Source organism: Pseudomonas sp. B707 (assembly GCF_022496685.1).
GTDB classification, from domain to species: Bacteria; Pseudomonadota; Gammaproteobacteria; order Pseudomonadales; family Pseudomonadaceae; genus Aquipseudomonas; species Aquipseudomonas paraglycinae.
On sequence record NZ_WTVE01000015.1, the window covers coordinates 434,898 to 454,411 of the forward strand.

The window sequence follows — 19,514 nt, forward strand, 5'->3', positions numbered from 1 at the left end:
CTTGTGCGAGACGTTCTGCTTCCTGATGCGGCGCGACCTGAGCCAGGACGTGCCCGCCATCGAATGGCCGAACGGCATCGAACTCACGACCTACAGCGCCGAACACGCATCCGCCGTGCATGAACTGATGCAGATCGGCTACCGCGAAGGCGGTGGCCGGGTGCCGGCGCTGGACGTGTGGCAAAAGCAGTTCGAGAACGATCCGGAATACGATCCGGCACTGTGTTTCATCGCCAGCGATGCCGACGGCGTCATCGGCGTGGCGCAATGCTGGACCAGTTCCTACATCAAGAACCTGGTGGTGCATCCTCGCGCCCAAGGACGTGGATTGGGTCGGGCTTTGCTGCTTCATGCATTCAAGGCGCTTCAGGATCGACGCGAAGGATTTGTCGACCTGAAGGTGCTGGAAGACAACCGGCGAGCGCAGCGCCTGTACGAAATGTCTGGAATGTATGTGGTTCGCCGGGAAATGGTGCCGGACTGACAAACTAAAATCCTGCGGCATGTTCCAACCTTGGCGATCAAACCTCCAAGGATGCCCGAACCATGAAACGCCTCGCCCTCTCCGTGCTTTGCCTCATTGCCCCGTTGGCCCACGCCTCCAGCCCCGATGCCTGGGCGGCCTACGACAAAACCGTGCTCGCCAGCTGCACCAAGGCCAGCGGCCTGAAAAACGCCAAACCGGTCGGCAACGCCGCGCAATTCGATGACCGTGTCGGCTACACGGCGCTGTTGCTGCAAGGCCAGTACCCGCAAAAACACATGAAGGGCCAGCAAGGCACGGAGCTGTGCCTGTACAACAAAAAGTCGAAAACCGCGTTCGTCACCGAATGGGACTCGATCCGCCCGACCGCCAAACCCTGAGCGCATGGCGCACAACTTGCTTCACTCCGGGCCTGTACGGCGGCTTTACGTCGCCGATTCACACCCTGATTGAAGATTGCCCGCTCAATGAATACGACCTTTTCCTGCGTAGGCTGCGGCAAATGCTGCACCGATCACCACGTGCCCCTGACCTTGGCCGAAGCTCGCATGTGGGCGGCCGACGGCGGTCAGGTGATCGTGCTGGTGGAGGCGTTTCTTGCCAACGGCCTGGGCCTGCCGGAACAGCAGCGCGAACATGCGCAACGGCGTTCGGCGGTGGTGCGCAGCGGAATGTCCGACGCCCATGTGGCAATCACTTTCGCCGCCTACAACGTCGGCCCCTGCCGGAATCTTGACGAAAATAAACTGTGCCGCATTTACGAGCGCCGGCCGCTGGTGTGCCGCATCTATCCCGCCGAAATCAATCCGCACATTCCGTTGAATCCTGCGGCCAAGGACTGCCCACCGGAGTCGTGGGAGCAAGGGCCGGATCTTATCGTCGGCGGAGAACTGGTGGATCAGGAACTGGTGACGCTGATCCAGCGCTCCCGTCAGGCGGATCGCGACGACATCCGGATCAAGGATGCGATCTGCGGCTTGCTCGGCATCCGCACCACCGCGCTCAAGGGCGACGGCTTTACCGCTTACTTGCCGGACATGGGCGCGTTTGCCTCGGTGATTGATCAGGTCACGGCGCAGCCATTGAGCGAAGTTTCCAGTGAATGGCTGTTCCATGTCTCCGGCGACGACATCGCCGGGCAAGTACGGGCGGCCGGGGCACAAGTGGTGTCCGAGCCGCCACAGACCTACGCGTTCATTTCACTGCGCGCGGCCTAAGCGCCCTGCCGCCGCCCCCAGAACTCCCGCGCCAGCGAGCGCAAATCCCCCGCCAGCCCCGCCACATCCTGTGAGTTGAGCTGGCTCTGGCGCCCCTCATCCACCGTCAATTCACAGGCCGTGCGAATACTGACGATGTTGCGGTTAATGTCCTCACTCACAGCGCTCTGTTCTTCGACCGCTGCCGCAATCTGCAGACTCATCTCGGTGATCTGCTCGACCCGCCCGCTGATCCCGTCCAGTGCCCGGGCCGCACGCTGCGCCTGTTCGACGCTGTTATCCACATGCTCGCTGCTCTGCTGCATCACCAGCACCGCATCCCGCGCGCCGTTTTGCAGGGTGCTGATCATCCGTTGAATCTCGTTGGTCGACTGCTGAGTGCGCTGAGCCAGACCCCGCACCTCATCGGCCACCACCGCAAACCCGCGCCCCGCATCCCCGGCCCGTGCCGCTTCGATCGCCGCGTTGAGCGCCAGCAGATTGGTTTGTTCGGCGATGCTGCGAATCACCTCCAGCACCCCGGAAATCTCGCTGCTATGACCTTCGAGCTGATGAATCACCTCGGTCGCCCGCCCCAACTCCTCGGCCAGCCGCAACACCGCACTGCGACTCTCGCCCACCAACAGATGACCTTCACGGGTTTCCGTCCCCGCCATATCCGCCGCTACCGACGCCTGCTGCGCATGGCTGGCGACCTCGGCCACACTGGCCGCCATCTGATGAATCGCCGCCGCCACCTGATCGGTTTCCGCCTGCTGCGCCAACGTGCTGGTGTGACTGCTATGCAGATGATCCACCAGTTGCGCCGCATGCCCGGCCAATCGCTGCGAAGCATCACCGATCCGCCCCACCACCGCACCGACCTGGGCTTCGAGCATCTGCAACGCAAACTCGATCTGCCCGAACTGATCCCGCCGCCCGGTATAAATGCCCTGACTCAACGGGTTGTCAGCAATCAGCCGCGCACGCTCGGTCAAACGCTCCAGCGGCCGCAACAACCAACCCACGCCCAACGCACACGCACCACTGCCGGCCACCAGCGCAGCGGCTTCGATACCCATGGACTCCGGCCGCAGCCAGGCTTCAATCCCCAGCACCACCACCAGCACCGAACTGGTCAACGCCATGATCCGCGCCCGCAAACTCAACACCGGCAGCCACTGCCACCGCGCCACCCGCCCCTCGCGCAACTGCGCATACGCCCGCTCCGCCACCGCAATCTGCCGCGTATCCGGCCGCGTGCGCACCGACTGATACTCCACCGCCGCACCGTTCTGCGTGACCGGCGTGACATAGGCACTGACCCAGTAGTGATCACCGTTCTTGCAACGATTCTTCACCAGCCCCATCCACGACCGCCCGCGCTTGAGCGTCTGCCACATATGGGCAAACGCCTGCGCCGGCATGTCCGGATGACGCAGCAAATTGTGCGGCGCACCCAGCAGCTCGTCGCGGCTGTAACCGCTGATCCTGATGAAATCGTCGTTGGCGTAGGTGATCGCGCTGGTCAGATCGGTGGTCGAGAGAATGTTCGCATCCGGCGCAACATCGACATTGCGCCCGGTCACCGGGAGATTGATCTTCATGGAAAGCGCGCTCGTTTTATTGGAAAGAGTCGGCAGGGCTGCTGACTCTAAGCGCACTCACTGGTTAAACGTTGATCTGGCTCAGGAACTGAGCAATTAGCCATCACTGTGACCGAAAATCACAGCGACGGCCGAGGCGGGATGGAATCAGCGCTTGCCCATCGAACGGCGAGTACCCGAAGGCGCCACACCCGGAATCTTGGCGTGACGATCACCGTCTTTGCCCTTGAACTGCGGCTGCTTCGCCGCTTTGGCAGCCGCCAGCTCACCTGGCTTGAACGGGAACTTGAACGCAGGAATGGTCGGCTTGGTATCGCCGGCCTCAGCCAGCTCTGCCGGGACATCGCTCACAGCGTTGTCGATTGGGGAAGTCATGAAAGCTCCGCGAAGCAAAAAGACCGGCCCGGTGGACGAGCCGCGAAAGCGCGCAGTATACCTGCGTGAGCGGAGTTTAAAGAGTCCCAAAAAGGGTACGACCTGTGCCTTTTCGGGACTCTTCGACTAGCGGATCACGTTTGCGGATCAACCCGATCCAGCGCCCGGTTCACCGCCAGCTCCGCCAGCATGATGATCTGCTGGATTCCCAGTGCCGTACTGCGCTGCGGGCCCGAAAGCTCATTGGCGAAATTGCTGGCGATGGTACTGGCCGACGCCAGGGACTCGCAGGCATTGGCCAGCAGGCTTTCGGTGTCGACGTTGGGAGTGACCATATACATCGTGCTCGGGCGCGGTTTGGTGGGGTTGGGGCAGAGGTAGTAGTCGAGGGCGCGTTTGATGGCTTCGCGGTTACGGGCGAGGTCTTCGGCGCGCATGGCCTCTTCGAGTGGGGTGGGTGATTCGAGGGGTGGGTCGGGTATCAGTTTGTCCATGAAAAACTCCTACTTGGCTATGGAGCCATCCCTTGTCGTTTCCACACGACAAGAGGTGGCAGCTGTACGCAGGGTGGAAAACCGATAAGTAGGCAACCGGCCAGACCGAAGTCTGCCTGCGCACAGCCGCCGCGACGCAGTTTGCAGACGAAAGAAGACATCGGCAACGATTACGGGGAGATGCTTTGCAACTACTTGAAATCAGGTTTCCACACCTGTTCGCTGAATTGGCAGCGACAGCCAAAGACTAGAGAGCGCACTTCCGACGGACAACCTGAAAACCTTGTGGGAAGGATCCGGTGTAGTTGTTGAGATTTAAACAACCTCAAAAGCTCCCCTCACCCTAGCCCTCTCCCGGAGGGAGAGGGAACTGACGGTGTTGTTTATACGGAATACACCGACCTGAATCACCGAGCTGAACTCCAGTTTTGAGCAGCACCGCACTACGCTCTTCACCACTCAAAACGATGAGCGTTAGCTCGAGTACCGCTCTTGACGTGCCGGCCCCATCGGAAGGCTGAGTGGAGGGATTTATACGGGGGTGGGAGCGCAGCGACCGTGCGGCGCAGCCGCATGCATCGAGAGGAGGTGCAGCGAAGCAAACCGTAGGCGATGCCCCCGGATGAATCCCGGAACGAAGGAACGCCGAGCCACAGCGAGGCGCCGAACGCAGGGGCCCAGACCTTTGGTTACTTTGGGGCGTTTGCCAAAGTGACCCGCTGTAAGAGCGGAACCGCCAGCCGCAACACCCGCAGAAACGGATATTCACCCCAAACACCCAAAGCATGGCCGGCCCAAAGGCCGCCAAGTCAAAAGCCGAAACTGACAGCGCCGTCAGTTAGCCGTCACCCTCCTGACCCCCAAACAAGTTTATAAAGACAAAACCTGCCCAAACCCCGTCCCCCTGGCGCCCCACAAGCATGCAAACCCAGAAGAAAAAAGCCCTGCTCGCTATCCTGCTGATCGCCCTCGCAGCCGGGGCCCTGTGGTTCACCCTGAAACCCGCCCCGGCCAAACTCGTAGCCCCCACCGCCATCCCGGTGCGGGTCGTCGCCGTCAGCGAAAAAGACGTCCCCCGCTACACCATCGGCATCGGCTCGGTCCTCTCGTTGCACAGCGTCGTGGTGCGCCCACAGATCGACGGCATCCTCACCAAGCTTCTGGTCAAGGAAGGTCAGTTGGTAAAACAAGGCGACCTGCTCGCCACCATCGACGACCGCTCGATCCGCGCCAGCCTCGATCAGGCCCGGGCACAACTGGGCGAAAGCCAGGCGCAACTACAAGTCGCCCTGGTGAACCTCAAGCGCTACAAACTGCTCAGCGTCGACGACGGCGTCTCCAAGCAGACTTACGACCAGCAACAGGCACTGGTCAACCAGCTCAAGGCCACCGCCCAGGGCAATCAGGCCGCGATTGACGCGGCTCAGGTACAACTTTCCTACACCCAGATTCGCTCCCCGGTCACCGGCCGGGTCGGGATTCGCACGGTCGACGAAGGCAACTTCCTGCGCATGACCGACACCCAGGGCCTGTTCACCGTGACCCAGATCGACCCGATCGCCGTAGAGTTTTCCCTGCCCCAGCAAATGCTGCCGACCCTGCAAGGCCTGATCAGCGACCCGCAGCGCGCACAGGTCAAGGCGTACATCGGCGCCGACACCGACGGCGAAACCGGCAATCTGCTGGGCGAAGGTCACCTGACCCTGATCGACAACCAGATCAATGCCAACACCGGCACCATCCGCGCCAAGGCCGAATTCGACAACCCGAACCAGAAGCTCTGGCCCGGCCTGCTGGTGACGGTAAAGATTCAGACAGCGCTAGATAAAGATGCGCTGGTGGTTCCGCCCACCGTCGTACAACGCGGTCTCGATCAGCACTTCGTGTACCGGGTCAACGGCGACAAGGTTGAAGCGGTGCAGGTGCAGATGGTTTATCAAGGCAGCGGCCAGGACATCATCAAAGGCGTGAAGCCCGGCGACGTATTGGTCAGTGATGGCCAGTCGCGGCTCAAGCCCGGTTCGACCGTGCAGGTCATGAGCGAACCGCCGCAGGTAGTGCAAGCGGAGCCCAAGCCATGAAACAGCACAAAGGCGTTTCGACCTGGTGCATCGATCACCCGGTGGCGACGATTCTGCTGACCATCGCGCTGGTGCTGGTCGGGGTGATTGCCTTCCCGCGCCTGCCGATTGCCCCACTGCCGGAAGCGGAATTTCCTACGATTCAAGTCTCAGCACAGTTACCCGGCGCCAGCCCGGACACCATGGCTTCGTCCGTGGCCACGCCGCTGGAGGTGCAGTTCAGCGCCATCCCCGGCATGACCCAGATGACCTCCAGCAGTGCGCTGGGCTCCAGCCTGCTGACCCTGCAATTCACCCTCGACAAGAGCATCGACACCGCCGCCCAGGAAGTGCAGGCCGCGATCAACACCGCCGCCGGCAAACTGCCGAAAGACATGCCGACCCTGCCGACCTGGAAGAAGGTCAACCCGGCCGACAGCCCGGTGCTGATCCTCAGCGTCAGCTCCACGCAAATGCCCGGCACCGAGCTCAGCGACCTTGTGGAAACCCTGCTCGCGCGTCAGATCAGTCAGATCGACGGCGTGGGCCAGATCAACATCACCGGTCAGCAACGTCCGGCAATCCGCGTTCAGGCTTCGGCGGACAAACTGGCGGCCATCGGCCTGACCCTCGCCGATATTCGTGTGGCGATCCAGCAGACCAGCCTCAACCTCGCCAAAGGTGCGCTGTACGGCGATTCGAGCATTTCCACGCTGTCGACCAACGACCAGTTGTTCCACCCCGAGGAATACAGCCAGCTCATCGTTTCCTACAAGGACGGCGCCCCGGTTCACCTCAAGGATGTGGCGAAAGTCGTCAACGGTTCGGAGGATGCCTACGTGCAAGCCTGGGCCGGCGATCGACCGGGCGTGAACCTGGTGATCTCCCGCCAGCCCGGCGCCAACATCGTCGAAACCGTAGACCGGATTCAGGCCGCCCTGCCCGGCCTCGAAGCCATGCTGCCGGCCTCGGTGCAGGTCAAAACCCTGATCGACCGCACCCAGACCATCCGCGCCTCGCTGCATGAAGTGGAAATCACCTTACTGATCGCGATCCTGCTGGTGGTGGCGGTGATGGCGCTGTTCCTGCGCCAGCTGTCGGCGACGATGATTGTCTCGGCGGTGCTCGGCGTGTCGCTGACTGCCAGTTTCGCCTTAATGTATTTACTCGGCTTCAGTCTGAACAACCTGACCCTCGTCGCCATCGTGGTGGCGGTGGGCTTCGTGGTCGACGATGCGATCGTGGTGGTGGAAAACATCCACCGTCACCTCGAGGCCGGCGACAGCATGCGCGACGCCGCGATCAAGGGCGCCGGCGAGATCGGCTTCACCGTGGTGTCGATCAGTTTCTCGCTGGTGGCGGCGTTCATTCCGCTGCTGTTCATGGGCGGCGTGGTCGGGCGTTTGTTCAAGGAATTCGCCCTGACGGCCACTTCGACCATCATGATTTCCGTGGTGGTCTCGCTGACGTTGGCGCCAACGCTGGCAGCGCTGTTCATGCGCAAACCGGTGCATCACGCCCATGACAAACCGGGCTTCAGCGAACGCCTGCTCGGCTGGTACGAAAAAGGCCTGCGCCGCGCCCTCGCCCACCAGAAACTGATGATCGGCGTGTTCGGCATTTCCGTTGCGCTGGCGATTGGCGGCTACGTGTTTATCCCCAAGGGGTTCTTCCCGGTTCAGGACACCGGTTTCGTCCTCGGCACCACCGAAGCCGCCGCCGATATCTCCTACAGCGACATGGTGAAAAAACACCTGGCAATGGCCGAAATCGTCGCCGCCGACCCGGCTGTCCAGGCGTTTTCCCACTCGGTGGGCGTGTCCGGCAGCAACCAGACCATCGCCAACGGCCGCTTCTGGATCGCCCTGAAAAAACGCGGTGACCGCGATGTTTCAGCCAGCCAGTTCATCGACCGTATTCGTCCGCAACTGATGAAAGTCCCCGGCATCGTGCTTTACCTGCGCGCCGGCCAGGACATCAACCTCAGTTCCGGCCCGAGCCGTGCGCAGTATCAATACGTGCTCAAGAGCAACGACGGGCCGACCCTCGCCACCTGGACCCAGAAACTCACCGAAAAGCTACGCAGCATCCCGGCGTTCCGTGACATTTCCAACGACCTGCAACTGGGCGGCAGCATCACCCACATCAGCATCGACCGCAGCGCCGCCGCGCGTTTCGGCCTGACGGCGAGTGATGTCGACGAGGCGCTGTACGACGCCTTCGGCCAGCGGCAGATCAACGAGTTCCAGACCCAGGTCAACCAGTACAACGTGATTCTGGAGCTGGACACCAAGCAGCGCGGCAAGGCCGAAAGCCTCAACTATTTCTACCTGCGCTCACCGCTGAGCGGAGAGATGGTGCCGCTGTCGGCGCTGGCCCGATTCGACGCGCCGACCATCGGTCCGCTGTCCATCGCCCACGACGGCATGTTCCCGGCTGCCAACCTGTCGTTCAACCTGGCGCCCGGCGTGGCACTGGGCGACGCGGTGATCCTGCTCAATCAGGCCAAGGCCGAGATCGGCATGCCGACCGCGATCAGCGGCAACTTCCAGGGTGCGGCGCAGGCGTTTCAGAGCTCGCTGAAAAGTCAGCCGTGGCTGATTCTCGCGGCACTGGTGGCGGTGTACATCATTCTCGGCGTGCTCTACGAGAGCTTCGTCCATCCGCTGACGATCATTTCGACCTTGCCGGCGGCGGGTCTGGGTGCGGTGATCATGCTGTGGATCTGCGGCCAGGACTTTTCGATCATGGCGTTGATCGGGTTGGTGCTGCTGATTGGTATCGTGAAGAAGAACGGCATCCTGATGATCGACTTCGCCCTTGAAGCGCAGCGTCATCGCGGGCTGTCGCCGCAGGATGCGATTTTCGAGGCGTGTATCACGCGGTTCCGGCCGATCATCATGACCACCCTCGCCGCCCTGCTCGGCGCACTGCCGCTGATGCTCGGTTACGGCACCGGTGCCGAACTGCGCCAACCATTGGGGATAGCGGTTGTGGGCGGCCTGCTGGTCAGCCAGATGCTGACGCTGTTCACCACGCCGGTCATATACTTGTGGCTTGAGCGGCTGTTCCACAAGCCCAAACCTGCGCCCATCGCGGCGCTGGCAACGACAGACTGAGGCGGGTCATGCGCGTTCTGATTATCGAAGACGAAGAGAAAACCGCGGACTACCTGCACCGCGGCCTGACGGAACAGGGTTACACCGTGGATCGGGCCCGCGACGGCGTCGAGGGTCTGCACCTGGCACTGGAAAGCGACTACGCGGTGATCGTCCTCGACGTGATGCTGCCGGGCCTCGATGGCTTCGGCGTACTGCGCGCATTGCGTGCGCGCAAGCAGACGCCGGTGATCATGCTCACCGCCCGCGAGCGGGTCGAAGACCGGATCCGCGGCCTGCGCGACGGCGCCGACGATTACCTCGGCAAACCTTTTTCCTTCCTCGAACTGGTGGCGCGCCTGCAAGCGCTGACCCGGCGCAGTGGCGGTCATGAACCGGTCCAAGTGAGCATCGCCGACCTGTGGATCGATCTGATCAGCCGCAAGGCCACCCGCGCCGGCACCCGGCTGGATCTGACCGCGAAGGAATTTTCGCTGCTCAGCGTGCTGGCCCGGCGTCAGGGCGAAATCCTCTCGAAAACCGCGATTGCGGAAATGGTCTGGGACATCAATTTCGACAGCGACGCTAACGTGGTCGAAGTCGCGATCAAACGCCTGCGAGCCAAGCTCGACGGGCCGTTCGACGAGAAACTGCTGCACACGATCCGCGGCATGGGTTATGTGCTGGAGAGCCGTGGTGTCCAGTAATTCCATCGCCCTGCGCCTGAGCGGAATGTTCACGCTGGTGGCGCTGCTGGTGTTCCTGTTGATCGGCGGCGCGCTGTATCAACAAGTGGACAAAGGCCTGGGTCTGTTGCCGGAAGCGGAACTCGATGCGCGTTACAGCGTGCTTGAGTCCGCGCTCAACCGCTATGGCACCCCCGAGCATTGGGTGAAGATCAACGCCAAGCTCAAGCTGCTGGGCGAAGAGGACAAGCGCATCCGTTTCTGGGTGGTCAGCGGCAATCCGGGCTACGAGTTCGGCGAGCCGGATGCCTTGATCCGCTCATTCGCCCAAGGCCCCTTGGGCATGCGCGACCTGCAACTGCCCGACCATCCTTATCCGCTCAAAGTGCTGCTCACCGAACTGCCGGCCAAGGATCAGCGCCCGCCGCTACGCTTCATGATCGGCATCGATACCGAGACCTTTCACCAGACCCAGCATCAGTTGCTGATCGCGCTGGTCAGCCTGGCGGTGATCGGCGTGCTGCTGGCATCGGCATTGGGATATTGGGTGGCGCGGATCGGCCTCAAACCACTGATCAAACTGTCCCACGAAGCCCAGCGTCTGGCGCCGCCGTTGCGGGCCGGGCGCCTGCGTCTGTCGCCGTTGCCGCCGGAGCTGGAGCAGTTCGTCGACTCGTTCAACTCGACGCTGGAGCGGGTTGAACAGGCCTATTCGCGGCTCGAATCCTTCAACGCCGACGTCGCCCATGAGCTGCGCTCGCCGCTGACCAACCTGATCGGCCAGACCCAGGTCGCCCTCACTCGCGGGCGCTCCGCCGAGCATTATTTCGAAGTGCTGCAATCCAACCTCGAAGAGCTGGAACGCCTGCGCTCGATCATCAACGACATGCTGTTCCTGGCCAGCGCCGACCAGGGCAGCAAGGCCACCAAACTGACGTCCACCTCGCTGGCCGATGAAGTGGCAACCACCCTCGAATACCTCGACTTCATCCTCGAAGACGCGCAAGTCCAGGTTCGGGTAAGCGGTGATGCGCAAGTGCAGATCGAGATCGCTCATCTGCGCCGGGCCTTGATCAATCTGCTGAGCAACGCGGTACAACACACCGCGCCCGGTCAGGTGATCGAAGTGCAGATCGCGGTCGAGGAACATCAGGTCAGCATCGGCGTGGCCAACCCCGGTTCGCCGATTGCCAGCGAACATTTGCCACGCTTGTTCGAGCGTTTCTACCGGGTCGATGCGTCGCGCAGCAACAGCGGCAACAACCACGGACTGGGGCTGGCGATCGTCAAGGCGATTGCGCTGATGCATGGCGGCGATGTGTTCGTGCGCAGTGATCGCGGGATGAATACTTTCGGAATCCACCTCCCGGTCTGAAAAGCCCCCTCACCCTAACCCTCTCCCGGAGGGAGAGGGAACTGACCGAGTTGTTCTCTCGAGTTACGCCGACCTGAAAAATCCAGTCGAACTCAGGCTTTGAAAAGCATGAAGATCGGCTCCCTTTCCCCCTCGCCCCCTTGGGGGAGAGGGCTGGGCGGGCGGCGTTCCGATGAGGGGGTGACTTTTGCTTTTGCTGTAACAGTCATTTATGAAAATCACGCTGTTTCCCAACGCCCGGCAACCTTATCTTTGCCCGCACCAAACAGCACTTGCCAAGCAAGAAGGTTTTCAAGATGTCCAACAGTATGGGTATTGCCAGCGCTTTCGTTTTGTCCTCATTGATCCTGTCGCCGATGGCGATGGCTGAAGAATCGCAGTCGTTCGTAGCGCAAAACGCCGCTCGCGCTCACGCATTCGAACAGCATCAGGCAGAAGTGATGGCCAAGGCTCAAGACGCCACGCAAGCCCCTCAGGCCGCAACTTCCCAGACTCAGGCTTCAGAGAAAGACAGCTGAGTCGCGCACCTCGCATCGTTTCCCTCGACGCGGTTGTTTGGCTCTTCCCGTTCAACCGTCGTCCTTGCAGGCCGCTGATTTTCAGCGGCCTTTTTTCGTTGTGGTCTGTAAGCTGTCCGGTTCGTCTTTAACAATTAGAAACATCCCGCACCTCAGACATTGAAGTGTCAGTTGACCCCAAGGAGCTTTACCGCACGTGCGTTACCCAGTTCGCTTCACCCCGCTGTTCATTGCAATTGCCGCAACGATTGCCCCCGCCGCCCACGCTGCCGAAGCCGAGAAACAGGGTTTCGTCGAAGGCGCGAGTCTCAACCTCAACGCCCGCAACTACTACATGAACCGCAACCGCCTGCAGCAGACGGATGACAACATCGAGTGGGGCCAGGGTTTCCTCGGCAAATTCGAGTCGGGCTACACCGAAGGCACGGTTGGTTTCGGCATCGATGCCCACGCCATGCTCGGTCTCAAACTTGATGGCGGTGGCGGCACCGACAACTCCAGCATCCTGCCGGTCAGTGACGGCAGCGGCAAAGCGCCGGGCTCGTTCTCCACGGCGGGCGGCACTCTGAAAATGCGTGCGTTCGATACCGAGCTGAAGGCCGGCGATCTGTTCCTCGCCAACCCGGTGATCGCCGGTGGCGAGACGCGCATGCTGCCGCAGACCTTTCGCGGCCTCAGCCTGACCAACCACAGCTTCGATGGCTGGATGATCGAAGGCGGCCAGGCCAGCTTCACCAAGCCCTACAACCAGAGCGGCCACAAACGCATCGGCACCTCTTACGGCACCCTCGCCGACGGCGACAAGAGCCAGCACCTGAACTGGGCCGGCGTGGCTTGGAGCGGCGTCGAAGGCCTGACCAGCAGCCTGTACGCGTCCGAGCTGAAGGACATCTGGAACCAGTACTACTACGACCTCGACTACACCTGGGCGCTGAATGATCGGGTGACCCTCAACCCGGGCCTGCACTTCTATCACACCCAAGACACCGGCGACGCGCTGCTGGGCAATATCGACAACAACACCTACAGCCTGCATTTCACCGTCGGTATCGGCAACCACAGCGTTACCGCTGCATACCAGCGGGTCAACGGCAACACGCCGTTCGATTACATCAGCCAGGGTGACAGCGTTTACCTCGACAACTCGCAGCAATACTCGGACTTCAACGGCCCGAACGAGCGCTCGTGGAAACTCAAGTACGCCTACGATTTCGCCGGCGTCGGCCTGCCGGGCCTGACCTCGGCGCTGTCTTACTCGCGCGGCACGCTGGACCTGACCAAGGTCGATCCGGGCAGCAAAGGTTACGCCTTGTGGTACAGCGCCGAAGGCCGCAACGCCAAGCATTGGGAGCGGGACATCGATCTTAAATACGTGGTGCAGAGCGGCCAGGCCAAAGACCTCGCGGTGCATCTGCAATGGGCGACCAACCGTGGCGGCAACGGTTACGGCGCGCTGGATACGGACACAGATGAATACCGTGTGATCATCGACTACCCGATCAACGTCTTCTAAGATCGGCGCTACAGTAAAAGGCCAGCCTGATGCGCTGGCCTTTTTCTTGCCTGTGGCAGCGAAGCGGGTACGACTACGCTTACAAGAATCCCTTACCGAAACCGAACCATGATCGCGAGCCGCACCCCTACCGTTCCCGGCACGACCGGACGCTCCGAGCTGCTGCTGATCCTCGGCAGTCTGCTGAGCGTGATCGCGATTGTGTGCATCGTGACGTTTCTGCTGATCCGCGAACACGCCAACGCGCAGGAATCAGCCACCCGCGGCGCCACCACCATCGCCCAGCTGATCGACGCCGACGTGCTGCGCACCGTCGAGCTGTATGACCTGACGCTGCAAGGGCTGATCGCTGCCGCCCAGCGTGACGACCTGAAAGATGTGTCACCGCAGATTCGCCATCTGGCGTTGTTCGATCGCTCTACTACCGCGCGCTTCAAGGGCGACATCCTGTTGCTCGACAAGCATGGCGAGGTGATCGCCGATTCCTCGCGGGTCGATCCGCTGCCAGGCAATTTCGCCGACCGCGACTACTTCCTCGCCCACGCCTTCAACCGCGACACCGGCATGTTCATCAGCCGTCCGTTCAAACCCCGCTGCGACTGCGATGACGCGAACCAGTGGCGGATCAGTTTCAGCCGGCGCATCTCTTCGGACACCGGCGAGTTTCTGGGCGTGGCCGTGGCGTCGATGAAACTCGATTACTTCGATCAGCTGTTCAACAGTCTCGACATCGGCATCGACAGCACCCTCAACATCATCAACAACGACGGCATCCTGCTGGCGCAGAAGCCTTATCTGCAGAGCGATTCGATCGGCAAGAGCTTTGCTGCCCGGCCCAATGTGGTGCGGATTCTGCGCGACAGCAACGGCAATGGCAGTTTCAACGGCATTTCGAGCATGGATTATCAGCAACGGCTGTACACCTATTCGCGGGTCGGCAATCTGCCGCTGACGGTGATCGTTGCCCTGTCCAGCGAGGAAGTGTTCGGCGCGTGGCGACGCACGGCGATCCTGATCAGCGGCGCCACCGGCGTGCTGTGTGCCGGCCTGCTGTGGCTGACCTGGCTGCTGGCCCGGGAGCTGCGACTGCGGCAACGGGCCGAACACGAACTGGCGCAACTGGCGGCGACCGATGCCCTGACCGGGGTCGCCAACCGGCGGATGCTCGACCAGTCGCTGCGCCACGAGTGGTTCCGCGCCCAACGCTCGGGCCAACCCCTGTCATTGCTGATGATCGATGCGGACCACTTCAAGGCATTCAATGACCGCCACGGGCATCAGGCCGGGGATCAGGCGTTGCGTGAACTGGCGAGAGTGATCACCGCCAATGTGCGGCGTCCGGCGGATCTGGTGGCGCGGTATGGCGGTGAGGAGTTTTCGGTGATCCTCGCGGAAACCGACAGCGTCGGGGCGCAGCAGATCGCCGAGCACATTCGTGCAGCGGTGGAGCAATTGCCGAGCCTGAATAAAGACCAGTCACCGATGACCGTGAGCGTCGGTATCAGTACCTGGACGGCGACGAGCGAAATCAGTCTGGAGCAGCTGTTGTTCGCGGCGGACAAGGCGTTGTATCAGGCCAAGGAAGGTGGGCGAAACCGGGTCGTCGTGGCCTGAAAACAGGCATAAAAAAAGGCCACCCAAAGGTGGCCTTCAAAAAACTAGAGAGGTTTTTTACTTACACCGCCGCAACCGGGCGCATGTAAGAGATTGGTGCAGTGCTGGCGTCTTCGAACGTCACGACTTCCCAGGCATCTTTCTGCTCAATCAACTTGCGCAGCAGCTGGTTGTTCAGTGCGTGGCCGGACTTGAAGCCCTTGAACTCACCAATCAGGCTGTTGCCCAGCAGATACAGGTCGCCAATCGCATCGAGGATCTTGTGCTTCACGAATTCGTCTTCATAGCGAAGGCCGTCTTCGTTCAGTACGCCATCGGCATCGACCACGATCGCGTTTTCCACGCTGCCGCCGAGTGCGAGGTTGTGCTTGCGCAGGTACTCGATGTCACTCATGAAACCGAAAGTACGGGCGCGGCTGACTTCTTTTACGAACGAAGTGCTGGAAAAATCCACGCTTGCACTTTGGGTGCGGTCCCGGAAAACCGGGTGATCGAAATCGATCTCGAAGCTCACCTTGAACCCTTCGAAAGGGACGAAAGTGGCGCGCTTGTCGCCGTCTTCCACTGTCACTTCACGCAGGATGCGGATGAATTTCTTGGCGGCGTCCTGTTCTTCCAGGCCAGCCGATTGAATCAGGAATACGAAAGGTCCTGCGCTGCCATCCATGATCGGGACTTCAGACGCGGAGAGCTCGACGTAGGCGTTATCGATGCCCAGGCCAGCCATGGCCGAGAGCAAGTGCTCCACCGTGTCTACCTTCACGTCACCGTTGACCAGCGTCGTCGACATGGTTGTCTCGCCGACGTTGGCCGCACGAGCCGGTATCTCGACAACCGGATCGAGATCGGCACGACGAAAGACGATCCCGGTGTCGACAGGTGCAGGCTTGAGGGTCAGGTAAACCTTCTCCCCGGAGTGCAGACCTACACCGGTGGCACGGATAATATTTTTCAGTGTGCGTTGTTTAATCATGGCATGGGCCGCTTCAGCGCAAATTGCGAACTGGTATCAACAAAGGCTGGCGATGATAGCAGACCGAGCCTTTGCTGAACACCAATCACCTGAATACCCCTGATACATTTCATCAATCGGCCTGACGACGCAGGAAAGCCGGGATGTCCAGGTAGTCCAGGTCATCTTGCGGATTCATCTTCGCGGCAGTCGCAGCACCGGCCTGAGCCTGGTTGCGCATGACGGTCGGACGGTCCAGGTCACGGTAGTTCACCGCAGGCTGTTCCTGACGAGCGGGTGCCGGTTGCTGCACTTGAGCAGCCGCCATCGAGGTGTGAACGGTGTTGTCGATGACCTTCACAGGCTTCTCGATTTTCGCGCCCAGACCAGTGGCAACCACGGTCACGTGCAGTTCGTCGCGCATGTCCGGATCGATAACGGTACCGACCTTGACCATCGCGTGCTCGGAAGCGAAGGCTTCGATGATCGAACCCACGTCGGAGTACTCACCCAGGGACAGGTCAGGACCGGCAGTGATGTTCACCAGGATGCCGCGTGCGCCTTGCAGGTTCACGTCTTCCAGCAGCGGGTTGCGGATCGCCGCTTCGGTCGCTTCACGTGCACGGTTCGGACCGCTGGCGCAGCCAGTGCCCATCATCGCCATGCCCATTTCGCTCATCACGGTGCGTACGTCGGCGAAGTCGACGTTGATCATGCCCGGACGCTTGATGATGTCGGAGATACCGCGAACGGCACCGGCCAGTACATCGTCAGCCTTGGCGAAAGCCGACAGCAGGCTTGCGTCCTTGCCGAGGATGGTCAGCAGTTTTTCGTTCGGAATGGTGATCAGCGAGTCGACGCTTTCCGAGAGCATGCGGATGCCTTCATCGGCGATCTGCATACGCTTGCGGCCTTCGAACGGGAACGGACGGGTCACGACCGCAACGGTCAGGATGCCCATTTCCTTGGCCACTTCGGCGATGATCGGCGCCGCACCGGTACCGGTACCGCCGCCCATGCCGGTGGTGATGAACACCATGTTGGTGCCGGCCAGCACTTCAGCGATGCGCTCGCGATCTTCCAGCGCAGCCTGACGGCCGACTTCCGGGTTGGCGCCGGCGCCCAGGCCTTTGGTCACACCGGTGCCCAGTTGCAGAATGGTGCGCGCGCCGATGTTTTTCAGCGCTTGAGCATCGGTGTTGGCGCAGATGAATTCCACGCCTTCGATGTTGCTCTTGACCATGTGATTGACAGCGTTGCCGCCGCCACCGCCAACACCGATAACTTTGATTACCGGGCTTGCGGGGATGTTGTCTACGAGTTCGAACATTTTCCCTCTCCTTACATTCTCTAGTTTTTTCGCCTACTGCTGTTTGTTGCGGTGCTGCGGTAAAGCGTTAGAAGTTGCCTTGAACCCACTTCTTCAAACGGTCCAGCAACGGCGCCTGCGGCTCATCGTTGCTGTAGCTGTCGCGGCTGCCGATGCCCGAGAACGAGATCCCGTCGGACTGCTTCTGCAGGCCGTACATCAACAAGCCAACGCCAGTGGAATAAATCGGGTTGCGTACCACGTCATCCAGGCCTTTCACGCCATGCGGCACGCCCAGGCGGACCGGCATGTGGAAAATTTCTTCGGCAAGTTCCGTGGCGCCTTCCATCTTCGAGGTACCACCGGTGAGCACGATGCCGGCCGGGATCAGGTCTTCGTAGCCGCTGCGACGCAGCTCGGCCTGGATCAGGGTGAACAGTTCGTCGTAACGCGGCTCGACCACTTCGGCCAGGGCCTGACGGGACAGTTCGCGCGGCGGACGGTCGCCGACGCTCGGCACCTTGATGGTCTCGCCGGCACCGGCCAGTTTGGCCAGCGCGCAGGCGTAGCGGATCTTGATCTCTTCGGCGTACTGGGTCGGGGTGCGCAACGCCATGGCGATGTCGTTGGTCACCTGGTCACCGGCAATCGGGATCACGGCCGTGTGGCGGATCGCGCCTTCGGTGAAGATCGCGATGTCGGTGGTGCCGCCGCCGATGTCGACCAGGCACACGCCCAGCTCTTTTTCGTCGTCGGTCAGGACCGAGTAGGCCGAGGCCAGTTGCTCGAGAATGATGTCGTCGATTTCCAGACCGCAGCGACGCACGCATTTTTCAATGTTCTGTGCGGCGTTTACGGCGCAGGTGACCACGTGAACCTTGGCTTCCAGACGTACGCCGGACATGCCCAGCGGCTCGCGCACGCCTTCCTGGTTATCGATCACGTAATCCTGCGGCAGGGTGTGCAGCACACGCTGGTCGGCCGGGATCGCCACCGCCTGGGCGGCGTCGAGTACGCGCTCCAGGTCAGCCGAGCTGACTTCGCGATCACGAATCGCCACGATGCCGTGGGAGTTCAGGCTGCGAATGTGATTGCCCGCCACGCCGACGAACGCCGAGTGAATGCGGCAGCCCGCCATCAGTTGAGCTTCTTCGATCGCGCGCTGGATCGACTGCACGGTGGACTCGATGTTGACCACCACGCCTTTTTTCAGGCCGCGGGACGGATGAGTGCCGATCCCGACGATTTCCAGCGAGCCGTCGTCCGCAACCTCGCCGACCAGCGCCACCACCTTGGAGGTGCCGATATCGAGACCGACGATCATTTTGCCGCTTTGCACGTTTGCCATGGGTCCTGCCTCTTCTTAATTCTTTGCGACAGCGGGTTGGGCTGTCGTCGGCGCTACTGGTTCCCGCCAGCCAACAGCGAGGCCGTTGGCGTAGCGCAGATCGATGCGCGCAATGTTCGTAATCTGTTCTTTGAGCGTCTTGTCATAGATGGCAATGAAGCGGCGCATCTTTTCCACCAGGTTGCCGCGTCCCAGCAGCAGCTCGATCCCGGGGCCGGAACTGCCGGCACCGGTGGTCAGGAACCAGCTGCCGCGTTCACGCAGCTCGAGCCGCGCAATCGAGAAGCCCAATGGCCGGAGCATCTGGCTCAGCACCTGGTATTGCTGCATCACTTGCTGCTGGGCCCGCTGCGGACCGAACAGCTGCGGCAGGTGTTCGTAGTTCGCCAGTTCCTTGGGCGTGAACGCCTGGCCCTGGTTGTTGAGCAACGACTCGTCGCCCCAACGGGCCACCGGCAGTTGCTCTTCGAGGCGGATCACCACCTGGTCCGGCCACACCCGACGTACTTCGGCGTGGGCGATCCACGGCATCTGCTCCAGCTCGGTGCGCATGCTCGCCAGATCGATGGTGAAGAAGCTCGACGCCACGTAAGGGGCGATCCGCTGCTGCACCGCTTGCTGGCTGATGTAACTCAGGTCGCCCTGCACCGCGATCTTGGTGATCGGCCGGTCGGCGTACGGCAGCAGACGCTGTGCGCCTTCGTAAGTGCCGAACCCCAGGGCCACCAGCAGCACCGGCCAGAACAGACCTTTCAAAAAGCCGAAGTTGGCTTTTGGCAGGCGCGCGGACATCGGCTCTTTGGCCACCATTCGGCTGGCACCCCGCGGCACCGGCTTGCGGCCGGGTGCGGGTGGCTGATGTCTGAGATGAGCGCCTTGCATGGT

At 61.4% G+C, this 19,514-nt stretch carries 17 protein-coding genes; 10 read left to right on the plus strand and 7 right to left on the minus strand.

Annotated features, from left to right (window positions below; all coding sequences use genetic code 11):
* The first annotated feature begins 25 nt into the window (after positions 1-25).
* The 3 genes from GQX66_RS07500 to GQX66_RS07510 all read left to right on the plus strand — a co-directional run bounded on the left by GQX66_RS07500 (position 26) and on the right by GQX66_RS07510 (position 1,701).
* Entirely contained in the window at positions 26-484 is a 459-nt protein-coding gene (locus tag GQX66_RS07500) for a GNAT family N-acetyltransferase (RefSeq protein WP_240867973.1), read from the plus strand.
* A gap of 62 nt (positions 485-546) precedes the next feature.
* Positions 547-864, plus strand: a complete 318-nt coding sequence (locus tag GQX66_RS07505) for a hypothetical protein (RefSeq protein WP_007956738.1) — start codon at positions 547-549, stop codon at positions 862-864.
* A gap of 87 nt (positions 865-951) precedes the next feature.
* Positions 952-1,701 carry a YkgJ family cysteine cluster protein gene (locus GQX66_RS07510; protein WP_085745342.1) on the plus strand — a complete coding sequence of 250 codons (750 nt, stop codon included), beginning with the start codon at positions 952-954 and terminating at the stop codon, positions 1,699-1,701.
* Here GQX66_RS07510 and GQX66_RS07515 read toward each other — a convergent pair.
* The 3 genes from GQX66_RS07515 to GQX66_RS07525 form a co-directional block, all read right to left on the minus strand.
* Positions 1,698-3,287, minus strand: a complete 1,590-nt coding sequence (locus tag GQX66_RS07515) for a PAS domain-containing methyl-accepting chemotaxis protein (RefSeq protein ID WP_240867848.1) — start codon at positions 3,285-3,287, stop codon at positions 1,698-1,700. The two genes, GQX66_RS07510 and GQX66_RS07515, sit on opposite strands and share 4 nt — an antisense overlap.
* 147 nt (positions 3,288-3,434) lie before the next feature.
* Complete coding sequence (locus GQX66_RS07520) at positions 3,435-3,662, minus strand: hypothetical protein (protein ID WP_085649354.1); 228 nt, start codon at positions 3,660-3,662, stop codon at positions 3,435-3,437.
* Between the two features lie 134 nt (positions 3,663-3,796).
* Positions 3,797-4,156: a DUF6124 family protein gene (locus GQX66_RS07525; protein WP_011335854.1), complete on the minus strand. Its 360-nt coding sequence runs from the start codon at positions 4,154-4,156 to the stop codon at positions 3,797-3,799.
* A gap of 920 nt (positions 4,157-5,076) precedes the next feature.
* On the opposite strand from GQX66_RS07525, the gene GQX66_RS07530 reads away from it, so the two are divergent.
* The 7 genes from GQX66_RS07530 to GQX66_RS07560 all read left to right on the plus strand — a co-directional run bounded on the left by GQX66_RS07530 (position 5,077) and on the right by GQX66_RS07560 (position 15,020).
* Positions 5,077-6,237, plus strand: a complete 1,161-nt coding sequence (locus GQX66_RS07530) for an efflux RND transporter periplasmic adaptor subunit (RefSeq protein WP_240867850.1) — start codon at positions 5,077-5,079, stop codon at positions 6,235-6,237.
* Positions 6,234-9,335, plus strand: a complete 3,102-nt coding sequence (locus GQX66_RS07535) for a multidrug efflux RND transporter permease subunit (RefSeq protein ID WP_085606911.1) — start codon at positions 6,234-6,236, stop codon at positions 9,333-9,335. Before GQX66_RS07530 ends, GQX66_RS07535 begins: the two co-directional genes overlap by 4 nt.
* An 8-nt stretch (positions 9,336-9,343) precedes the next feature.
* Positions 9,344-10,021 (plus strand): heavy metal response regulator transcription factor, encoded by a 678-nt coding sequence (locus GQX66_RS07540; protein WP_011335857.1) that lies wholly within the window; start codon positions 9,344-9,346, stop codon positions 10,019-10,021.
* The gene (locus GQX66_RS07545; protein ID WP_129973043.1) at positions 10,011-11,375 is read left to right on the plus strand and encodes a heavy metal sensor histidine kinase; all 1,365 of its coding nucleotides are present in this window, start codon (positions 10,011-10,013) and stop codon (positions 11,373-11,375) included. The genes GQX66_RS07540 and GQX66_RS07545 overlap by 11 nt, the downstream gene beginning before the upstream one ends.
* 296 nt (positions 11,376-11,671) lie before the next feature.
* A complete protein-coding gene (locus tag GQX66_RS07550; RefSeq protein WP_127799824.1) occupies positions 11,672-11,893 on the plus strand; it encodes a hypothetical protein in 222 nt (73 codons plus the stop codon).
* A gap of 196 nt (positions 11,894-12,089) precedes the next feature.
* Positions 12,090-13,406 carry an OprD family porin gene (locus GQX66_RS07555; RefSeq protein ID WP_129973044.1) on the plus strand — a complete coding sequence of 439 codons (1,317 nt, stop codon included), beginning with the start codon at positions 12,090-12,092 and terminating at the stop codon, positions 13,404-13,406.
* Between the two features lie 108 nt (positions 13,407-13,514).
* A complete protein-coding gene (locus GQX66_RS07560) occupies positions 13,515-15,020 on the plus strand; it encodes a sensor domain-containing diguanylate cyclase (protein ID WP_240867865.1) in 1,506 nt (501 codons plus the stop codon).
* A gap of 61 nt (positions 15,021-15,081) precedes the next feature.
* Here the strand turns inward: GQX66_RS07560 and lpxC are convergent, their stop codons facing one another.
* The 4 genes from lpxC to GQX66_RS07580 form a co-directional block, all read right to left on the minus strand.
* Positions 15,082-15,993, minus strand: a complete 912-nt coding sequence (lpxC, locus tag GQX66_RS07565) for a UDP-3-O-acyl-N-acetylglucosamine deacetylase (protein ID WP_007956752.1) — start codon at positions 15,991-15,993, stop codon at positions 15,082-15,084.
* 112 nt (positions 15,994-16,105) lie between these two features.
* Positions 16,106-17,302 carry a cell division protein FtsZ gene (gene ftsZ, locus GQX66_RS07570; protein WP_007956754.1) on the minus strand — a complete coding sequence of 399 codons (1,197 nt, stop codon included), beginning with the start codon at positions 17,300-17,302 and terminating at the stop codon, positions 16,106-16,108.
* A 67-nt stretch (positions 17,303-17,369) separates the two neighbouring features.
* A complete protein-coding gene (gene ftsA / locus GQX66_RS07575) occupies positions 17,370-18,629 on the minus strand; it encodes a cell division protein FtsA (protein ID WP_007956755.1) in 1,260 nt (419 codons plus the stop codon).
* A gap of 15 nt (positions 18,630-18,644) precedes the next feature.
* On the minus strand, positions 18,645-19,511 hold the full coding sequence (locus GQX66_RS07580; protein WP_039766241.1) for a cell division protein FtsQ/DivIB: 867 nt from the start codon (positions 19,509-19,511) through the stop codon (positions 18,645-18,647).
* Between the last annotated feature and the right edge of the window lie 3 nt (positions 19,512-19,514).

Excerpts from the sequence above, each read along its gene's own strand:
- GQX66_RS07500 (WP_240867973.1), top strand. The coding sequence starts at position 26 with ATGCGGCGCGACCTGAGCCAGGACGTGCCCGCCATCGAATGGCCGAAC.
- GQX66_RS07505 (WP_007956738.1), top strand. The coding sequence starts at position 547 with ATGAAACGCCTCGCCCTCTCCGTGCTTTGCCTCATTGCCCCGTTGGCC.
- GQX66_RS07510 (WP_085745342.1), top strand. The coding sequence starts at position 952 with ATGAATACGACCTTTTCCTGCGTAGGCTGCGGCAAATGCTGCACCGAT.
- GQX66_RS07515 (WP_240867848.1), bottom strand. The coding sequence starts at position 3,287 with ATGAAGATCAATCTCCCGGTGACCGGGCGCAATGTCGATGTTGCGCCG.
- GQX66_RS07520 (WP_085649354.1), bottom strand. The coding sequence starts at position 3,662 with ATGACTTCCCCAATCGACAACGCTGTGAGCGATGTCCCGGCAGAGCTG.
- GQX66_RS07525 (WP_011335854.1), bottom strand. The coding sequence starts at position 4,156 with ATGGACAAACTGATACCCGACCCACCCCTCGAATCACCCACCCCACTC.
- GQX66_RS07530 (WP_240867850.1), top strand. The coding sequence starts at position 5,077 with ATGCAAACCCAGAAGAAAAAAGCCCTGCTCGCTATCCTGCTGATCGCC.
- GQX66_RS07535 (WP_085606911.1), top strand. The coding sequence starts at position 6,234 with ATGAAACAGCACAAAGGCGTTTCGACCTGGTGCATCGATCACCCGGTG.
- GQX66_RS07540 (WP_011335857.1), top strand. The coding sequence starts at position 9,344 with ATGCGCGTTCTGATTATCGAAGACGAAGAGAAAACCGCGGACTACCTG.
- GQX66_RS07550 (WP_127799824.1), top strand. The coding sequence starts at position 11,672 with ATGTCCAACAGTATGGGTATTGCCAGCGCTTTCGTTTTGTCCTCATTG.
- GQX66_RS07560 (WP_240867865.1), top strand. The coding sequence starts at position 13,515 with ATGATCGCGAGCCGCACCCCTACCGTTCCCGGCACGACCGGACGCTCC.
- lpxC (WP_007956752.1), bottom strand. The coding sequence starts at position 15,993 with ATGATTAAACAACGCACACTGAAAAATATTATCCGTGCCACCGGTGTA.
- ftsZ (WP_007956754.1), bottom strand. The coding sequence starts at position 17,302 with ATGTTCGAACTCGTAGACAACATCCCCGCAAGCCCGGTAATCAAAGTT.
- ftsA (WP_007956755.1), bottom strand. The coding sequence starts at position 18,629 with ATGGCAAACGTGCAAAGCGGCAAAATGATCGTCGGTCTCGATATCGGC.
- GQX66_RS07580 (WP_039766241.1), bottom strand. The coding sequence starts at position 19,511 with ATGCAAGGCGCTCATCTCAGACATCAGCCACCCGCACCCGGCCGCAAG.